Raw genomic sequence first — 16835 nt, 5'->3', positions numbered from 1 at the left:
TCCGGTGAACGTTTTCGCGGAACGTGCCGCGGTGCCGATCTGGTCCCGAGGGCGGTACCGAGGTGCCGGGCGATCCAGTACCTGGGTACTGGCCGGTCTTCCGGCTGGTCACGGAGACTGTGCAGGTGATGACTGGAATCCGCGAACGGTTGCGCGACCCCGAGCGGGTGCGCCGGCTCGCGTACGGTGTGGTTGGTTTGATCATCGCCGCCGTTGTCACCACCGTCGAGGACGGCGTGTCCGTGCCGGCGGGCTGGGCGTGGCTGGTACTGCCGGTCGGCCTCGGAGCCACGGCGCTGCGCCCCCGCTACCGAACCCTGGTCTTCGCGGTCTGCGCGGGGTTCGTGGCGATCGTGAGCACCGGGGAGTCGGTGCAGTTGGGCCTCGCGGCCGCCGGCCTGGTGTTCGTCTCGGTCTGCGAAGACCCTGCCCGACACCCGTGGCTGGGGTGGGTGGGTGGCTTGATCGGCGCGGCCGGCGCCCTCACCACCGCGCTGGTCAACGAGCGAGGGGTGTACGAACAGCCGTTCTTCTTCGTGACGGCCGGCTACCTGCTGGCGATCCTGCTGCGATCGTGGTCCCGCGGCAACGCCCTGACCCGGGAGACGGACGACTTACGCGGCCAGGCCGCCTGGCTCGAACAGCGCACCAACCTGGCCCGCGAGCTGCATGACGTGGTCGGCCACCACGTCACAGCGATGGTGGTTCAGGCCGAGGCGGGCCAGCTCAGTGACGACCCGGGGGCGGCGCTACGGGCGATCGCGGGCAGTGGCCGCACCGCACTGAGCGAGCTGGACACGCTCGTCGTGCACCTGCGCGATCCGGACGCGTCGATCGCGGTGAGCGCGCCACCGCGCCTGTCCGACATCGACGAACTGCTCGCCCAGCCGCTGCGCCAGCAGGGCGTGACGGTGCGGGTCCAGCTGGACCCGGAGCCGGGCCTGGACGAGATCGGCGTGTTGACCGCCTACCGCATCGCCCAGGAGGCCCTCACCAACATCGCCCGCCACGCGAAGGCCACGGCGGCCTGGGTCGAGTTGGTCCGCGTCGGCGACCACGCTCGCCTACGGATCAGCGACGACGGCGTCGGCCCGCCCCGCGCACCCACGAGCGGCTCGGGCCTGCTCGGCATCGGGGAACGCGTTTCCGCGCGCGGCGGGAGCTGGGAGCTGAGCCAGCGCCCGGGCGGCGGCACCGTGGTGCAGGCCGACCTGCCGGTGGCGAACAAATGATCCGCGTCGCGATCGCCGACGACCAGGAGCTGGTCCGGGACGGCTTCAGCCTGATCCTGCGGTCCCAACCCGACATCCAGGTCGCGGCCGAGGCGGCCGACGGCCGGCAGTTCCTCGACGCCGTACGTCGCGACTCCCGCATCGACGTCGCCCTCGTCGACATCCGCATGCCGGTGCTCGACGGCCTGCAAGCCACCCGCGAGCTGGCCACGATCCCGCACGCCCCGGCCGTCATCGTCGTCACCACCTTCGACGACGACGCCTACGTCCTGGACGCCATCGCCGCCGGCGCGCGCGGGTTCCTGCTCAAGCGGTCCAGCGCCCGTGACCTGATCGCCGCGGTGCGCACAGTCGCGGCCGGCGAGGCGGTCCTCTCCGCCGAGGTCACCGGCGCCGTCCTCGACCGGGTCCGCGCGACCGGGCCGGCCTCCCGCGTGGAGTTGGCGGCCTACCAGCTGACCGCTCGGGAGACCGATGTCCTCGCCCTGATCGGCGCCGGGCTCAACAACAACGAGATCGCCGAGCGTCTCTACCTGTCCATGAGCACCGTCAAGACCCACGTGACAAACGTGCTGGCCAAGACCGGCAGCCGCGATCGCGTACGAGCCGCCATCCTGGCGATCCAGGCCGGCCTCGCACCGTGACGATCTTCGCCGACCACCCCGTCAGTCGTGTTCCGCCATGCGGTCCAGCGTCGGCGTCGGCGTCGGCGTCGGCGTCGGACACCATCACCGCGTGGATCTCCCCGTTCAGCTTGACGACGCTAGCTAAGTGGCTTAGCTTTAAGGCTATGAAGGCTAGCCAGGTCGAGCGCCATGGTGGGCAGATCACCGACGAGGTCCAAGCTGGGGCGGCGACCATGCTTCGGGGGGGCGGGCTGCTGCTGATCTTCCTCCTGGAACTCGCCGTACTCGCAGTCGGTGCACGCTGGGGCTGGGCCCTGGACGCGCCCATCGTCGTCCGGCTGGTCGCTGCCATCGTCGTACCGCTGCTGCTTGCCGGGCTCTGGGGTGCGCTCGGTTCGCCACGGGCCCGGGTGCCACTACGCCCACCGGCCAAGCGCGCATTCCAGGCCAGCTGGTTCGTGCTCGGCGGCGGGATGCTCGCCCTGCTCGGGCAGCCGTGGCTCGGCCTCGCCCTGGTCGTCGTCTGGGTGGCCGTCACCATCCTGCTACGCCGCGACGCCTGACCCCACGGGTCGTAGGGTTGCGGTATGGCACAACGACTCGTCAGCGTGTGGCAACCGTTCTTCCTTGCTAGCGAGAGTCAGGGCGCGGCCATCGACGCCGCGACCGAGTTGGAAGACCTCGGCTACTCACGAATCTGGTTCTCCGGTGGTTTCGGCGAGAACGTCGCCCCCCGCTTCCGGGAGATCCTGGACGGGACCACGCGCATCGGGGTCGCGACCGGGATCGTGAGCATCTGGCACTCGTCGCCACCCGAGGCGGCGGCGTTCGCCAAGGACGCGGAGCAGGCGCATCCCGGCCGGTTCCTGCTCGGTCTCGGTGCCAGCCACGCGGTGGTGGTGGAGGGCAGCGGCACCGACTATCGCAAGCCGTACTCACGGATGGTGCAGTACCTCGACGGCCTCGACGCGGCCGGGCTTTCGCCCGAGCGGCGCATCCTGGCCGCACTGGGCCCGCGGATGCTCGAACTCTCCCGCGACCGCTCGACCGGGGCGCACCCGTACTTTGTCCCTGCCGAGCACACCGCGGAAGCCCGGGCGGCAATCGGACCCGACCGGCTGCTCGCCCCCGAGGTCGCGGTGGTCCTCGACGCGGACGCCACCACCGCGCGCGCCACCGCCCGCCAGTACGCGAGCGGGTATCTCGCACTGCCGAACTACACCAACAACCTGCGGCGATTCGGCTGGACCGACGAGGACTTCGCCGACGGCGGCAGTGACCGCCTCATCGACGCCCTGATCCCCTGGGGCAGCGTCGAGACGGTGGTGGCTGGGCTGGAGAAGCACTACCAGGCCGGCGCGGACGAGGTGGCGATCCAGGTGCTCAACGACGGCGACGCCACGACGTTCCCCGCCGACGCGTTCCGCGCCCTCGCCGCAGCCCTGATCTGACTGTGCCGGGACGACGGGTGGGGCTGACCGGTTGGTGGCATCATCGAGCCATGCCTGTGGTCGAAGTTGTTCGTGGCGACATCACCAGTGAGGACGTCGACGCCGTCGTGACCGCGGCGAACGAGTCGCTGTTGGGTGGCGGCGGTGTCGATGGGGCGGTTCACCGTGCGGCAGGGCCGCGTCTGGCCCAGGCGGGAGCAGCGCTGGCTCCATGCGATCCCGGTGATGCGGTTGCCACGCCAGCTTTCGACCTGGACCCACCAATACGTCATGTCATTCACACCGTCGGTCCGGTCTGGGAAGGTGGCGGCTACGGCGAGGCAGACGTCCTGGCGTCGTGCTATCGGCGCAGCCTCGCGGTTGCCGATGAGATTGGCGCTCGCAGCGTCGCCTTCCCCGCCATCGCGACCGGCGTCTACGGATTCCCGGCCGACCAGGCAGCGAAGATCGCAATCTCGACCATCAGTGCGACGCCGACAACTGTTGAGCGTGTTCGTCTGGTCGCCTTCGACGACGCGACGTGCGACCTGCTGACTGCGGCGCTGCAGGGTTGAGGACGCGGCCGATCTCATCCGTTTGTGGGAGCAGCGGATCTGAGCTCCAGGATGTACCCATCACCTGGCGACGCGCTGTTCGGGCGACGGGTTGCGGTACGTGGTTGGTGGGTAAGACCTGAATGTCGGGCACATGGGTACGCTGCACCGGCGGTGGCCTCAGCCAACTCCCGCCGCACCGGGGCCACCCGCACCGACGGGTGGCACCGTCGGTCGTTGCCCGTATCCGCAGACGAGAGGCGAACCCACACCATGACCGCAGTACCAGGCCAACGGTCTACTGCTGCTGCGGGTCCGGCGGCTGCCGAGCAAGCAGCGGAGGAGGACCTGCGGGCGTTGTTCGGGCAGTCCATCGCCGTCTTCGCGTCGCTGGCGGGGCCATCGCACCTGGTGGAGACGGCGAACCCGGCGTTCTTCGCCACCGTCGGCGAAGAGCGGGCCCGGGTAGGGGTGGCGATCGCCGAGCTGATGCCCGAACTGGCCGGTCAGGGATTCATCGCTCTCCTGGACCAGGTCTTCCGCACTGGTGAGCCGTACACCGGCCGTGACGTCCGGGTCGTGCTGGGCAGCGGCCCGCAGGCGCGGGAGGCGTTCTTCGACTTCACCTACGAGCCGCGTCGAGACACCGACGGCAACGTGACCGGGATCCGTGTGCTCGGCGTGGAGACCACGCAGGTCAAGCACGCCCAACGGCTGATGGCCGAACACCGTGCCCTGCTGGAGCAGATCGCCCGCCAGGCACCCCTGACCGAAGTGCTAGACGGGATGGCCCGCTGTATCGAGAACCTCGCACCGCAGGAGGTGCTCGTCTCCGTGCTGCTCGCCGATCCCGATGCCCGGCACCTGCGCCACGGCGCCGCGCCGAGCCTGCCCGACTTCTACAACCAGGCCATCGACGGCATCGCGACGGGCGAAGGTGTCGGCTCGTGCGGTACTGCCGCCCACCGGCGGGAACCAGTCATCGTCACCGACATCGCCACCGATCCGTTCTGGGACGATTTCCGGGATCTGGCCGACCAGGCCGGCCTCGCGGCCTGCTGGTCGACGCCGATCCTGGCCCGCGACGGCGGCCTGTTGGGCACCTTCGCGATGTATCACCGCACCCCGCGCGTCCCGCAGGACACCGACCTCGCCCTCACCCGGCTCTTCGCCGGAACGGCAGCCCTGGCCATCGAACGCCACCACATCGAGCAGGCGAAACTCGCCGCCGAGGCACGCGCCAAGTCGGCCAATGACGAGCTGGCCAAGGTGCTGCGCGTGGAGCGCGAACTGCGCGCCGAGGCTGAGCAGCGGGCCACCGTCGCCGCCGAACTCGCCACCCAGATGCGTGCCGCCGCGGCCGCGCAGGCCGCCACGCCGCACCCCGAGCACTGCCAGCTCGGCGGTGCCGCCGGGTGCACCGCGCGGGCCGAGATCAAGATCGCCGATTCGTGGGGCGACGCGGCGTGGGGCTGCCCCGCCCACGTCGAAGAGGCCATCCTCAACGTGCGGTCGGTGTTCATCGCCAGCGAGGAACTCGGCGGCCTGACCGCCTACCTCAACCGCTGATGGCTCATTGGCGCCTGTCAGGCAGCTAGGGACGCCACTCCTTGCGGTAGTCGGGGTGCTCGTTGTACGACTGCACGAGCACCCGGAGCGCATACGTGAGGCCAGCGAAGCGCTCGTCATCGGGGTCCATCGCCTCGTACTCCCGCGCCAGCATGTCGACCAGGTCGAGCATCGGCAGCTGGCTGTCGAGGAGCGCGTCGCCCCCGAAGCGGTGAAACACGTCGGCGTACGCGTGGCAGTCCGCCTCATACCGGTGATGAAGAAATCTGAGGAGATCTTTCATCTGTCGATCCTCGCGCACCGATACCTGGGGCTCGAACACGGCTCACTCGCCGCCGCAACGTCTACCGCGAGGCCCTTGAGGCACAGCCCGCACGACCTCGCAGTCCCGGCTCTGCTGTCGGGTACCTGTCACGTGATATCGCTGGCTGTGTGTACGGTCAGGCGCGCTCATCACGCGTTGTCGGAGAGGGAGCGTCGATCGGGTGGGACGATTCATTGGCATCGCCGTCGGCAAATACGACCAGGATCGACACGCGCCCCTGCGCCATGCGGTGCCGGACACTAGGGCCTTCGCAGAGTTGCTGGGGACGGACTTCGTTAGTGCATTGCTGACCGACCCGGACGAGAACGCCGCACGAGACCGACTTCGTGAGCTCTCGGGTGAGCATTCAGACGGGCCGCTGGTACTGCTATGGGCCGGGCACGGGATCGGATCCCCCACTGGGCTGAGGTTGTTGGCCAGTGACAGCGGGAGTGAACTGGCGGCGGGGATCGGCGCGTTGGACGTGGCCGCGTACTGCGCATCGTCCGGTTCGAGTCAGCTGCTGCTCATCCTGGACGCCTGCTTTTCCGGTGAAGGGTTACCGGCAGTTGCGGTTGCGGCCGAGGTGATGCAGCAACTTCCAGTCGACGGCGAGCATTTGTGGGTAGGAGTGCTGACATCCTGCATGGCTGTCGAAACCGCGCAGGACGGTCTGCTGGGTGAGCTCTTGCGGTCGTTGCTGGCACACGGACCGCAGTCGGCGATGCTGCGGCTGCGCTGGTCGGTGCACAACCAGTCGATCCGTGGCGACGACCTCTGCGATGCGGTGATCAAAGAGTGGCCTGGCCCACGGCAGACGCCGCAGTTTCAAGGCCGCGGCAGCGCTTGGTGGATGTTCCCTAACCCGCTGTTCGACCCGGGCGCGCCGGAGCAGGTGGTGGAGCACCTGTTGCGGGCAGCCCGTGGCGGCGCGCGAGAGGATGAGCGGTCCTGGTTCACTGGCCGCACGACCGAGGTGAACCAGGTCGTCACGTGGGTTCGGGCCGGCAAGCCGGGCGTTTACGTGGTGACGGGCTCAGCGGGGACCGGTAAATCCGCCATCACGGGCCGGGTCGTCAGCCTGTCGAATCCACACGAGCGTGCCCGCCTGCTGACCGAGGGCCGGCCGTGGGAGCACGACGATCCTGGCGAACGGTCGATACACGCGCACATTCACGCTCGGGGTTTGAGCGTGGACCAGGCAGCGGAGCTGATCGCCGGGCAGTTGGTCAGGTGTGGTCTGCTACCGGCGCAGGCGGCCCGGCGCAACGCCGCAGAGCTGGTCGGCCAGGTACAGCGGGCGGTAGAGGCCGGCGCCGCACCTCCGGTGCTGGTGGTGGACGGCGTGGACGAGTCACGTGGCGAAGCGTTCACACTGGCGGAGGAGCTGGTGTTGCGCCTGTCCCGACTCGCGGTGGTGGTGGTGTCCACCCGCGATCTTCCCCGGCCGGGCGGTGGGGCGAGCGTGGTGTCCACGCTGAATCCAGACGGACCAGGACTTGATCTGGATACCAGGCAGGCGCAGGAGCGTACTCGTCACGATGTTGTCGACTACGTCGCGGCTCGGCTGGCGGGGGTGGATCCCGCCATGAATCCGGCGTTGGTCGCCGAGCAAGTTGGAGCGGGCGTCGCAGCGGCGGATTGGCAGGCCGGTCGGCCATTCCTCCTCGCGCGATTGGTGGCCGACCAGCTGAATGCTGTGCCGGTCGACACCAGTGCCGAGGATTGGCAGGGCCGAGTGGCTGTCTCGGTCGAGCAGGCGTTCGACAGTGACCTGGCCACGATCAGCGCATTCCCGGGCACTCAGAGGACGGGAGTGAGTGACCACGTAGCGGCGGCCCGGCAGCTGCTTGCGGCGCTGAGTCGGGGCTATGGTGCGGGTCTGCCAGAGGACGAGTGGCTAGCCATTGCGAACGCCAGCAGAGAGCCGGCGGGGACGTTCGAGCGTGACGATCTCAGTTGGCTGCTGGACCGGCTCGGCCGGTACATCGTGCAGGACGGTGAGGGCGGCACCGCAGTTTATCGGGTGGCGCATCAAAGCTTGGCTGACCATCTCCGTTCGCCCTTCCGCGCCACTCACCAGCAGGTATTCGATCCGGATGCGTACTTGATCGCCGATGCTCTGGCTACCCTGTACCGGGCGAGACTCGACGCTGGGCTGAACGCGGACCGACCGATATACCTGTGGCGATATTTCTGGCGTCACGCCGCCGACGCTGGCCCGGACGGCTTGCATCTGATTCGACTGCTCGCCGAGACTGACCGGGCGCTCGTACCCGACGTGGCAGCGGCTGGACTACTCGTAGCTCAACGCTTTCGTCGGTGGGGCTACCGGCAAGAAGCCATGGAGCTTACCGAAGAGGCCGTCACCATTTACCGGCAACTGGTCGTCACCAGTCCCGCTTTCCTGCCCGACCTGGCCGGCGCACTGAACAACCTCGGCATCCGCTACAGCGAGGTCGGGCGGCGATCCGACGCGATCGCTCCCACCGAGGAAGCCGTCGCCGCCTATCGGGGAGTAGCCGCCACCAACCCGGCCTTCCTACCCGACCTGGCCGGCGCACTGAACAACCTCGGCATCCGCTACAACGGAGTCGGGCGGCGATCCGACGCGATCGCTCCCACCGAGGAAGCCGTCACCGTCTACCAGGGAGTAGCCGCCACCAACCCGGCCTTCCTACCCGACCTGGCCGGCGCACTGAACAACCTCGGCATCCGCTACAACGGAGTCGGGCGGCGATCCGACGCGATCGCTCCCACCGAGGAAGCCGTCGCCGCCTATCGGGGAGTAGCCGCCACCAACCCGGCCTTCCTACCCGACCTGGCCGGCGTGCTGAACAACCTCGGCATCTGCTACAGCGGAGTCGGGCGGCGACCCGACGCGATCGCTCCCACCGAGGAAGCCGTCACCCTGCGCCGGGAACTAGTCGCCACCAACCCGGCCTTCCTACCCGACCTGGCCGGCTCACTGAACAATCTCGGCATCCGCTACAGCGGAGTCGGGCGGCGATCCGACGCGGTCGCTCCCACCGAAGAATCCGTCACCGTCTACCGGGAACTCGCCGCCACCAACCCCGCCTTCCTACCCAACCTGGCCGCCGCGCTGAACAACCTCGGCATCTGCTACAGCGGAGTCGGGCGGCGACCCGACGCGATCGCTCCCACCGAAGAAGCCGTCATCGCCTACCGGGAACTCGCCGCCACCAACCCCGCCTTCCTACCGGACCTGGCCGCCGCGCTGAACAACCTCGGCAACCGCTACAGCGGAGTCGGGCGGCGACCCGACGCGATCGCTCCCACCGAAGAAGCCGTCACCGTCTACCGGGAACTCGCCGCCACCAACCCCGCCTTCCTCCCCAACCTGGCCAGTGCACTGAACAACCTCGGCAACCGCTACAGCGAGGTCGGGCGACGAGACGACGCGGTCCCTCCCACCGAGGAAGCCGTCACCCTGCGCCGGGAACTCGCCGCCACCAACCCCGCCTTCCTACCCGACCTGGCCGGCGCGTTGAACAACCTAGGCGTCCGCTACAGCGAGGTCGGGCGGCGAGACGACGCGGTTCCTCTCACCGAGGAAGCCGTCACCGCCTACCGGGACCTCGCCGCTACCAACAGCGCCTTCCTACCCGACCTGGCCGGCGCGTTGAACAACCTCGGCAACCACTACAGCGAAGTCGGGCGACGATACGAGGCAGTCCCTCCCACCGAGGAAGCCGTCACCCTGCGCCGGGAACTCGCCGCCACCAACCCCGCCTTCCTACCCGACCTGGCCGCCGCGCTGAACAACCTCGGCAACCGCTACAGCGAAGTCGGGCGACGATACGACGCCGTCGCTCCCGCCGAGGAAGCCGTCACCTTCTACCGGGAACTCGCCGCCACCAGCCCCACCTTCCTCCCCAACCTGGCCAGTGCACTGAACAACCTCGGCAACCGCTACAGCGAGGTGGGGAGGTCGGCAGAACAGGAGGCAATCTGGTTCGCTGTTCTGGCCGACGCATCGCCGCCGGACATCGCATATCTCCTGTTCACCCGGGTTGCTACGGCCGATGCCGGGACTCCAAAAGTCGTCGAATGGGTTGTGACCGCGTTGCGGCACGAGCCTGCCGATCGGGTATTGCTCCGTGCTCTACGTGATCAGGCAAGGCGACTCCGTCGCCCTGACCCTGACCGCTTCGAACGTGCCTGGACCGAGATCGCGGGGGATCTCCCGGACTGGCTTACGCTTGACCCGGCTCTCCTCGCCGTTGCCCAAGCGTGGATCAACACGACCTCGTACCAGGACGAACGCGACTACCTCGCGACCCATCCCGAACTGCTCGCTCCCGCCGTCGACACTGCCGTCACCGAGGCCCTCCTCACAGTCAGCGACCAGGAAGCCCTGCGGTACCTGACGCTACGCAGAATCGCCCGTACCGACGGCGTCACTGCGGCTTACGCTCCCCTATTGCTGAGCATTCTCGCCGCCGAGTTCGCCGCGGCCGATCCACTCACGCAAACCACCATGCTCGCGGAACACAACGAGGAGCTGCTCACCGACGGCGCCCGCGAGGCCCTCGCAGCGCTCGCGCAGCGGGACACCAGCGGTACCGCAGATCGCGCCGACGCGATCCTCGCTCTCGCCCAGATCGGCGCCGCCGAACCGGCCCTCGATGCGCTGATCCATCCTGAGAAGTTCACCGATCTCATGGCCGCGATCGCGGAAAGCCCGGACCCGGCTGCCCTCGATGCCACCGCATTTCTGGCCCGGACCTCGGCACAAACAGACGCGGCGGCAGCCACCGCCGACTTCTACACCGCCGTCGCCTCTGCTCTCGCTGACGACGTGGACGAGGCGACGCACGTCCTCACCGCAGCACGCCGGCTCGCACCGGAGCAGACTGCCGCCTGGATCAATCGGTTGGCGGCCATCGGCCGCCGCCATCCTGCCGCGCTGCACCTCATCAGCGTCCTCACCATCCCGGACGAGCAACCGGGAGCCCAGGGATGACCAACCCCACCGACTTCGTCGTCGTGCTACCCGGCATCCTCGGCAGCACCCTGCGACATCGCGGCAAGCTGGTCTGGGCGCCCTCGGCCGGCTCCGCGCTCCGCGCGATCCGAACCTTCGGTCGCAGTATCCGCGACCTCCAACTGCCCGACGGCCTCGGTGACGAGCACCCCGGCGACGGTGTTGAACCGGTTGGCCTGATGCCCGACCTGCACGTGCTCCCCGGCATCTGGACCCCGATCAAGGGGTACGACCGGCTCCTGACCCGGCTACGCGCCCTCGGCTACCGCGAATCCGTGGACCATCCCGACGCCCCGCCCGGCAACCTGCTACCCATCGCGTACGACTGGCGGCTGTCCAACCGGTACAACGGCCGACGCCTCTCGTGTCTGATCGAACCCGCCCTCGAACGCTGGCGTGGTCAAGGCGGCGCCTACGCCGACGCCATGGTGACTTTCGTCTGCCACTCGATGGGCGGTCTCATCGCCCGCTGGTACATCGAGTACTGCCGCGGCGCAGAAACAACTCACAAGCTCATCACCATCGGTACGCCGTATCGGGGATCTGCCAAGGCCCTCGGACAACTCGTCAACGGTAGCCACAAGGGCATCGGTGGATTCAGCGTCAGTCTGACGGACCTGATCCGCAGCATGCCGTCCATGTACCAGTTGCTACCTGAGTACGCCTGCCTCGAAAATCCCGATGGCCTCGCCAAGACCACCGAGACCGCCCTACCAGAACTGGCCACGGCCAAGATCGACGACGGGATGCGCTTTCACACTCAACTCGCCGAAGCCGAGATCGGCCGCCCGGCCAGCCTCACCACCACCCACGCCATCATCGGCATCCACCAACCAACCGCCACCACCGCACGCCTGAGCGGCTCCCGCATCGAACTGATGGACACCTACCGCACAGACGAGCTCCATGGCGACGCCACCGTCCCGATCGTCGCTGCCAGCAGACCCGACGTTCCAATGAACAGCCCGCTACTACGACGCGTCCCCGACCAGCACGGCAACCTGCATCGAAACACCGCCGTCCTCGACGAAATCCACGGCATCCTCACCGCGAGCCGAATCGCCATCCGCGCACCGCGCACCACTGCGCTCCATGTCGGCACTCCCGACCTGCTCCTCGCCGGCGAACCCCTTCCCATCCACGTCGCCACCACCGACGGCTTCGCCCACGTCATCCGGATCACGGTGTCCGACGAAAACCACAAAGTGGTCGACGCGCGAGTTACCAGACCTCGCGGAAGCACAACGACGACGACCCTCGTCAATGATTTGCCACCCGGTGCCTACACCATCGACGTCGCCGGGCTCACCCCTAGCTCACCAATCGCGCCGGTCAGCAGCAACACTCTCATCTGGAGCTAGCCGGTCCTCTGTTCGATGCGAGCCGTCTCGCTACCGGCACCCCTGCGTTTGCGACTGGTACGGCACCTCGTTGGGCGCGACTCCGTCTCTGGTGACCACCAGCGAGTGGTCCGGCAACGTCCCGGCCTTCAACTTCTACAACCGCACCTCCCGCAACGCCGAGATCACCTGGTCCTACAACTACCTCGGGACGCAGCTTTCCGGCGCGATCTGCGCTCGCCCCGGCGGCGGGGACCTGTATGTGCCCATGTTCGTGACGAAGGTGAGTTGGCAGCCGCGCACCTGCTGATTTTCGCCCGCCGCCCGACAGTGGTTCGGCGACGGATCGTGGCCGCTGCCCGAGCGGTCTTGGCAGAGGCCAGGAACCGTTGCGACGCGTCCGGCCCTTGGTCAGGGCGTCCACCGTACGCCCGGGTTCACCCGCCCGGACCAGTCGAAGACGGCCATGTTGTCCCACTGGTTTCCGGTGCCGTTGATGTTGGCCGGGTCCCAGCCGTTGCCGCGGACGGCGTACCAGGTCGGTTCCCAGTAGAAGACACCGATGGCCCCCGCGTTGCGGGCGGTGTTCTGCACCCAGTCGAATTCCTGGGCCTGCCCGGACCAGGTCGCGCTGATGCCGTCACAGGTCGCGTCGCCGATAGCGTTCGGCTCACTGTCCGCGTTGTTGCGGGTGAAGGGGTACGCGGTCTCCACGATCACCACCGGCTTGCCGTAGCGCCCGCGCAGGTCGACGATGTTGTTGTAGAGGTTCGCCAGGGTGCCGTGCCACATGCAGTAGTACGACTGGGCGGTGATGTCCCACTGCACACCCTGGGCGCGGATGCCGTCGTAGAACCATCGGGCGTTGGCGTTGCTGTCGGCGTTGGCGGTATGGATCATCACCGGGATGCCGCTGCCGCATGCCTTTGTCGCGTTGTAACCCTGCTTCAACAGGCCGGCCAGCGGGGCGAAGTCATTGTTGGCGACCCTGCCCTCGTTCCACAGCATCCCGACGTTGATCTCGTTGCCGATCTGCACGCTGTCCGGTGGGGTGCCCTGCCCCCGCAGGCTCGAGCAGACGTCGTAGGTGAAGGTGTAGACGTCGGTACGCAGTTGGCTCAGGCTGTGGCCGGCCCAGGCTGCCGGCTTGTACTGCTTGCCCGGGTCGGCCCAGGTGTCGGAGTAGTGGAAGTCGATGAGCACCTTGAGGCCCTTCGCCCTGGCCGCCCTCGCCTGACCCATCACCGCGCTCTTGTTGTTGTAGCCGCTGGCCGGGTTGTTCCACACGCGCAGTCGGACGTAGTTGACGCCGACGGACTTCAGGATGTCCAGTGGGTCGCGGGCGACGCCGCCGGCGTCGTAGTACTTGGCGCCCAGATCCAGGCTGCGCTGCAACGAGGAGACGTCGGCGCCCCGCATGGTGAGCGTGTTCGCGGCGGAGACGGGCGCGGGCGCGGCGCCGAGCGTGGTGGCGACGACGAGGATACCGGCCGCGACAGCCCCGACAAGGGCCCTGGGGCGGCGCTGGGGTGTGCTCACGAGACCTCCTCAGCCCACTGTGCAGGGGGCGCCGTTCAGCGAGAAGCCGGTCGGCGGCGCGTCGCTGACGCCCCACCGCCCCTGGACGCCAAAGGTCGTAGAGCCATTCGGCGCGAGGACGCGGTTCCAGCCGACGTTACGAGCGGTCACTGTTGTCCCGGTCTGGCCGATCGTGGCGTTCCACCCCGAGGTGACCTGCTGGTCTCCCGGGTAGCTGAAGGTGATGGCCCAGCCGTCGATCGGTGCCGCTCCGGCGTTGTGGACCGTCGCTGTGGCCACGAAACCGCCCTGCCACTCGGACTGGTTCCGGTAGGTCACCCGGCAGGTCGAGGGCGGCGGGGGCGTCGGGGTGGTCGTCGTCGTGGGCAGAGCGACAGTGTTGGATGCGATCGAGACGTTGCCCACCGCGTCCCGGGCCCGCACGTAGTACAGGTTCCGCAGCGGCGTCGACGCAGGTAGCGGCGTCGTGTACGTCGTATCCGGCACTGTGGCGACCAGTTGCGAGGTGAACCAGCCGTCGAACCGGTAGACGTTGTACCCGAGCACGCCGACGTCGTCCGTCGACGGCGACCAGGACAACGTGCCGGTCGAGGCAGTCACCTCGCCGACGGTCAGGTTCTTCGGCGCGCTCGGCGGGGTGGTGTCCGGGCCGGTGTCCGTCACCGGGGTGACCACTGTCAGCGCGTCCGACCAGTTCGAGCGTTGCCCGAGGCTGTCCCGGGCGATCAATCGGAACGTGTACTGCTGGCCCGACCCAAGCGAGTTGGTGATGGTGGTGCTGGTGACGGCCCCGACGCTGGCGCTGAAGACGATGTCGCCGAACTCCTGGTAATACGTGATGTCGTAGCCGGCGATGGTGCAGCAGCCGGACGTGGCGGCCGTCCAGGTGAGGGTGACCGACGAGCTGCGGACCTCGCTGGCGGTCAGGTTCGTTGGCGCACTCGGCGGAACGGGCGAGGCGCTCGGCGTACTGGATGGCGTAGTCGGCGTTGGCGGGTTGGTCCCGGCCGGCGCTGCGACGGACTCGGCGGCCGCCGCGGGCGCTGGGGCGACCCTCGGGTACGCGGCCGGCGTCACGGTGCCGGCGTCGGCCGCCGGTGCGCCGCTCAGAGCGGTGCCGGGCACCGCCGTCAACAGCACGACAGCAGCCAGCAGGCCAGGCCGCAAACGGCGAAACTGTGAAGACGAGGGGACGCCAGTCATACGTCGACGATGCAGCAAAAGATCGATGATCGCCAACGTGTCTCACGCCTCGGCCGATGACAGGAACTGCTCCTGACGCCTCAGCCGCGTCGTTGGGAGCGATACCAGTGGGGCAAAATTCAACGCTCCCGATCGCTACACTCGCCGGAACGCCGGCACCGCCGCAGACCTCAGCCTGCGCCAATCCCCATCGATAGGAGACGCCTGTGACCCGCGACAAGGCGGCACCCCCCGGCATCGACCCCAGCGTTCCCAGCGTGGCCCGGGTCTATGACTTCTTCCTGGGCGGCAAGGACAACTTCGAGGTTGACCGAAGGGTCGCCGAGCACGCCCTGCGGATCACACCGGACGGGCCAGCAGCCGGCCAGGCCAACCGGGCTTTTCTGCGTCGAGTGATTCGCTTCCTCGTCAGCGAGGCGGGCATCGACCAGTTCCTCGACATCGGATCGGGGCTGCCCACGCAGGGCAACGTGCACGAGGTCGCCACCGAGCAAAACCCCAAGGCTCAGGTGGTCTATGTGGACAATGACCCGATAGTTCTGACGCACGGGCGGGCCCTGCTCGCCGCGGAGGGCACCGCGACGGTGATCCAGGCGGACATCCGTGAGCCGCAGGTGATCCTCAACCACCCGGACGTACGCCGCTTCCTCGACTTCGACCGGCCGATCGGGTTGCTGCTCTTTGCGATCCTGCACCACCTCGGTGACGACGAGGACCCGAAGGCGGTGGCGGCGGCGTTGATCGACGCGCTGCCCTCCGGCAGCTACGTGGCGATCTCGCACTTCCGCGACCCGGGCGAGCGAGACCCGGAGGGCTCCCGCAAGGCCCGCGAGGTCGAGCGGGTCTTCAACGAGTCGCTGGGCACTGGCCGCTGGCGTACGGACGAGGAGATCCTCTCGTTCGCCGATGGGCTGACAGTGCTGGAGCCAGGGCTGGTGCCGCTGGCCGAGTGGCGTCCAGAGCCGGACGCACCGCCGACGGTGCAGACCGACACCTATCACACCTTCGTCGGGCTCCTCGCCCGCAAACCATAGGCAGCGTCTTGCGTTGAGGTCCGTCGGCGGGAGCGCACCCCGCCGACGGATCCACGCGTCAGATCTGAACTGGGTTGTACCGTCTCTGCCTACGGCGCAGGTTCCAGTACGACGACTGGGATCTGGCGGGTGGTCTTCCGCTCGTAGTCGGCGAAGCCTGGATACGCGGCCTTCAACGGGCTCCAGATCCGTTCCCGCTCGTCACCGACGGCAACTCTGGCGACCAACTCGAACTTGTCCGTACCGATCTCCGCATGGACCTTCGGGTGAGCGAGCAGGTTGTAGTACCAGTCCGGATTGGTAGGCGCACCGCCCTTGGACGCGAACACGGCATAACCGCCGTCCACCTTCTGGTACATCATCGGGTTCACGCGAAGCTGGCCGCTCTTGGCACCGACCGTGTGCAACAGCAGCAGCGGTGCGCCGGCGAACTGACCGCCGACCTGCCCAGCGTTGGCGCGGAACTCCGCGATGATCTTGTCGTTAAAGTCGCTCATGCCTTCTCCTCGTCTCCGCGCACCGGCTCCGTCAACAAGATTCTGACAGTCCCAGGCGCCCACTTGTTCAATGCGCTCGGCGTGACCGGTCCTGGATCAAACGCAAGAAGATGCGCATAGCGAGCACCACGATCACGACCACGGCTGGAATGGCCAGAAGAGTCCAAGGTCTATCGAGCAGGTTGGCGGTCCCGAGCAGGGCGACCGCGAGACCCTCCCACAGCAACTCGCGCCCACTGAGAAGTTCTCTGCGAGGCGGCTGCTGGCCCTGCCGTCTTTCTGTCCGCAAGCGTCGAACTGCTTGCAGCACGAACACCACGCCGAATCCGAGGCAGACCGGGCCCGCCAGAAAGTCCAGCGCGTTCGGCACGATTCCTCCAAGAGGCTTGCTCGGCTGCCAGGGGAAGCACCGAGCGACCGACCGATCTTGCCATCACCTTCGATTCCCCGCTGGTCCCATCTCCGCTGCGGGTTGCCGGCTCACGGCGGGTTGACATGC

15 protein-coding genes are annotated in these 16835 nt (G+C 68.0%); 10 read left to right on the top strand and 5 right to left on the bottom strand.

Going from position 1 to position 16835, the window contains the following annotated elements:
- Positions 1-128: 128 nt before the first annotated feature.
- From ACLJOK_RS25105 to ACLJOK_RS25080, 6 genes are all read left to right on the top strand, one after another.
- Positions 129-1232, top strand: coding sequence for a sensor histidine kinase (locus tag ACLJOK_RS25105; protein WP_410821037.1), 1104 nt, complete (start codon positions 129-131; stop codon positions 1230-1232).
- Complete coding sequence (locus ACLJOK_RS25100; protein WP_091400951.1) at positions 1229-1876, top strand: response regulator transcription factor; 648 nt, start codon at positions 1229-1231, stop codon at positions 1874-1876. Before ACLJOK_RS25105 ends, ACLJOK_RS25100 begins: the two co-directional genes overlap by 4 nt.
- Before the next feature lie 146 nt (positions 1877-2022).
- On the top strand, positions 2023-2421 hold the full coding sequence (locus tag ACLJOK_RS25095) for a DUF2568 domain-containing protein (protein WP_410821036.1): 399 nt from the start codon (positions 2023-2025) through the stop codon (positions 2419-2421).
- Between the two features lie 24 nt (positions 2422-2445).
- Positions 2446-3309 (top strand): TIGR03620 family F420-dependent LLM class oxidoreductase, encoded by an 864-nt coding sequence (locus ACLJOK_RS25090; protein WP_410821035.1) that lies wholly within the window; start codon positions 2446-2448, stop codon positions 3307-3309.
- Between the two features lie 50 nt (positions 3310-3359).
- Entirely contained in the window at positions 3360-3863 is a 504-nt protein-coding gene (locus ACLJOK_RS25085; RefSeq protein ID WP_410821034.1) for an O-acetyl-ADP-ribose deacetylase, read from the top strand.
- 252 nt (positions 3864-4115) lie between these two features.
- Positions 4116-5411 (top strand): GAF domain-containing protein, encoded by a 1296-nt coding sequence (locus ACLJOK_RS25080; RefSeq protein WP_410821033.1) that lies wholly within the window; start codon positions 4116-4118, stop codon positions 5409-5411.
- Between the two features lie 25 nt (positions 5412-5436).
- On the opposite strand, the gene ACLJOK_RS25075 is transcribed toward ACLJOK_RS25080, so the two are convergent.
- The gene (locus ACLJOK_RS25075; protein ID WP_410821032.1) at positions 5437-5694 is read right to left on the bottom strand and encodes a DUF6221 family protein; all 258 of its coding nucleotides are present in this window, start codon (positions 5692-5694) and stop codon (positions 5437-5439) included.
- Positions 5695-5896: 202 nt separating this feature from the next.
- On the opposite strand from ACLJOK_RS25075, the gene ACLJOK_RS25070 reads away from it, so the two are divergent.
- From ACLJOK_RS25070 to ACLJOK_RS25060, 3 genes are all read left to right on the top strand, one after another.
- Positions 5897-10702: a tetratricopeptide repeat protein gene (locus tag ACLJOK_RS25070; protein WP_410821031.1), complete on the top strand. Its 4806-nt coding sequence runs from the start codon at positions 5897-5899 to the stop codon at positions 10700-10702.
- On the top strand, positions 10699-12084 hold the full coding sequence (locus ACLJOK_RS25065; protein WP_410821030.1) for an esterase/lipase family protein: 1386 nt from the start codon (positions 10699-10701) through the stop codon (positions 12082-12084). Before ACLJOK_RS25070 ends, ACLJOK_RS25065 begins: the two co-directional genes overlap by 4 nt.
- A 91-nt stretch (positions 12085-12175) precedes the next feature.
- Entirely contained in the window at positions 12176-12373 is a 198-nt protein-coding gene (locus ACLJOK_RS25060; protein ID WP_410821029.1) for a hypothetical protein, read from the top strand.
- 101 nt (positions 12374-12474) lie between these two features.
- Here ACLJOK_RS25060 and ACLJOK_RS25055 read toward each other — a convergent pair whose 3' ends face one another.
- Complete coding sequence (locus ACLJOK_RS25055) at positions 12475-13602, bottom strand: arabinogalactan endo-beta-1,4-galactanase (RefSeq protein WP_410821028.1); 1128 nt, start codon at positions 13600-13602, stop codon at positions 12475-12477.
- Between the two features lie 9 nt (positions 13603-13611).
- Entirely contained in the window at positions 13612-14769 is a 1158-nt protein-coding gene (locus ACLJOK_RS25050) for a cellulose binding domain-containing protein (protein ID WP_410821027.1), read from the bottom strand.
- A gap of 242 nt (positions 14770-15011) precedes the next feature.
- On the opposite strand from ACLJOK_RS25050, the gene ACLJOK_RS25045 reads away from it, so the two are divergent.
- Positions 15012-15839 carry an SAM-dependent methyltransferase gene (locus ACLJOK_RS25045; protein ID WP_410821026.1) on the top strand — a complete coding sequence of 276 codons (828 nt, stop codon included), beginning with the start codon at positions 15012-15014 and terminating at the stop codon, positions 15837-15839.
- A gap of 89 nt (positions 15840-15928) precedes the next feature.
- On the opposite strand, the gene ACLJOK_RS25040 is transcribed toward ACLJOK_RS25045, so the two are convergent.
- Complete coding sequence (locus ACLJOK_RS25040) at positions 15929-16336, bottom strand: nitroreductase family deazaflavin-dependent oxidoreductase (protein ID WP_410821025.1); 408 nt, start codon at positions 16334-16336, stop codon at positions 15929-15931.
- Between the two features lie 67 nt (positions 16337-16403).
- Positions 16404-16706, bottom strand: a complete 303-nt coding sequence (locus ACLJOK_RS25035) for a hypothetical protein (protein WP_410821024.1) — start codon at positions 16704-16706, stop codon at positions 16404-16406.
- Positions 16707-16835: the final 129 nt, after the last annotated feature.

Origin of the sequence: Micromonospora sp. 050-3, assembly GCF_046549335.1 — a bacterium.
GTDB lineage: Bacteria > Actinomycetota > Actinomycetes > Mycobacteriales > Micromonosporaceae > Micromonospora > Micromonospora trifolii.
Note: the sequence above shows the minus strand (reverse complement) of the source record. Positions and strands in the feature narration are given on the sequence as shown.

Coding starts and splice junctions, on each gene's coding strand:
- ACLJOK_RS25090 (WP_410821035.1), top strand. CDS start 2,446: ATGGCACAACGACTCGTCAGCGTGTGGCAACCGTTCTTCCTTGCTAGC.
- ACLJOK_RS25040 (WP_410821025.1), bottom strand. CDS start 16,336: ATGAGCGACTTTAACGACAAGATCATCGCGGAGTTCCGCGCCAACGCT.
- ACLJOK_RS25105 (WP_410821037.1), top strand. CDS start 129: ATGACTGGAATCCGCGAACGGTTGCGCGACCCCGAGCGGGTGCGCCGG.
- ACLJOK_RS25085 (WP_410821034.1), top strand. CDS start 3,360: ATGCCTGTGGTCGAAGTTGTTCGTGGCGACATCACCAGTGAGGACGTC.
- ACLJOK_RS25100 (WP_091400951.1), top strand. CDS start 1,229: ATGATCCGCGTCGCGATCGCCGACGACCAGGAGCTGGTCCGGGACGGC.
- ACLJOK_RS25080 (WP_410821033.1), top strand. CDS start 4,116: ATGACCGCAGTACCAGGCCAACGGTCTACTGCTGCTGCGGGTCCGGCG.
- ACLJOK_RS25095 (WP_410821036.1), top strand. CDS start 2,023: ATGAAGGCTAGCCAGGTCGAGCGCCATGGTGGGCAGATCACCGACGAG.
- ACLJOK_RS25075 (WP_410821032.1), bottom strand. CDS start 5,694: ATGAAAGATCTCCTCAGATTTCTTCATCACCGGTATGAGGCGGACTGC.
- ACLJOK_RS25065 (WP_410821030.1), top strand. CDS start 10,699: ATGACCAACCCCACCGACTTCGTCGTCGTGCTACCCGGCATCCTCGGC.